This is a genomic window from Donghicola tyrosinivorans, assembly GCF_003003355.1.
In the GTDB taxonomy this organism is placed as follows: Bacteria; Pseudomonadota; Alphaproteobacteria; order Rhodobacterales; family Rhodobacteraceae; genus Donghicola; species Donghicola tyrosinivorans.
The window spans coordinates 1-1231 of record NZ_PVTQ01000058.1 but is presented as its reverse complement, the minus strand read 5'-3'; the positions used below and the strand labels follow the sequence as shown (position 1 = coordinate 1231).

The 1231-nt window shown below is 51.1% G+C and carries 1 protein-coding gene; it reads left to right on the top strand.

Annotated features, from left to right (window positions below; all coding sequences use genetic code 11):
- Nucleotides 1-64 precede the first annotated feature (64 nt).
- Nucleotides 65-1193, top strand: a protein-coding gene (locus CLV74_RS22460; protein WP_425430996.1) for an IS3 family transposase whose coding sequence is annotated in 2 segments (ribosomal slippage) — nt 65-309 and nt 308-1193 — 1131 coding nt in all. Because the reading frame shifts where the segments join, the coding sequence is not laid out codon by codon here.
- The last annotated feature ends 38 nt before the right edge of the window (nt 1194-1231 follow it).

Below are 1231 nucleotides of genomic sequence, written 5' to 3'. Positions count from 1 at the left end.
CTGGACTTGCCACGGATTTGTTCCGTTTCTTTGACTTGGTATTTTGCCGAAAAGGAGAACGGAAATGGCAAACGGACACAGCGAAGAATTCAAGCGCGATGCAGTGCGTATAGCATTAACCAGTGGGCTGACACGCCGTCAAGTTGCATCAGATCTGGGCATGGGTGTTTCGACACTGAACAAGTGGATCAAGGTCGCGCAGGACACTGAAGATGCCTCCCTTCCTGATGCTGACCTTGTGCGCGAGGTTGAACGGCTTCGCAAAGAAAATGCGGTTCTGAAACAGGAGCGCGAAATCTTAAAAAAGCGACGGCCTTCTTTGCGAGTCAAAAGCAATGAGATTTGCATTTATTGACCGGATGAAGAAGGCCTTTTCCATCGAACTTTTATGTCGAGTTTTGAAGGTGACGTCGCGCGGGCTACGTGCCTGGCGATGTCGCCCAATGAGCCAACGGCAGTGGGATGACATGGTATTGTTGGCGCATATTCGTGAACAGCACCGTCTTTCTCTTGGTAGCTACGGCAGGCCGCGAATGACTGTGGAGTTGAAAGAGCTTGGGTTCAATGTCGGTCACCGTCGCGTTGGTCGCTTGATGTCTCAGAACCGCATCCAAGTGTTCAGAACCCATAAGTATAAGGCGACAACGGACAGCGCCCACAATCTGAATGTTGCGCCAAACCTACTGGATCAGGATTTTGGGGCAACGGGGCCAAACCAGAAATGGGCTGGCGATATCACCTATATTTGGACGCGTGAGGGCTGGCTTTATCTGGCCGTGGTCATCGACCTTTATTCCCGCCGTGTCATCGGTTGGGCCGTCAGCAACAGGCTAACGAAAAATCTGGCGATACGAGCCTTGCAAATGGCCATCAACCTGCGCAGACCGCCCAAAGGCTACATTCATCATACCGACCGCGGCAGCCAATATTGCGCACATGAGTATCAGAAGATTCTGCGGCAGCATGACTTCAAGGTCTCAATGTCGGGCAAAGGGAATTGCTGGGACAATGCAATCACAGAAACCTTCTTCAAGACACTGAAGGCAGAACTGATCTGGCGGCAAACCTGGCAAACAAGACGTCAGGCTGAAGTCGCTGCATTCAACTACATCAATGGGTTTTACAATCCACGAAGAAAACACTCAGCACTCGGCTATAAAAGCCCCTTGGCGTTCGAAAGAAAGGCCGCATAAATGAGCAGCAGGATCGGAACTTAAACGCGACAAGTCCA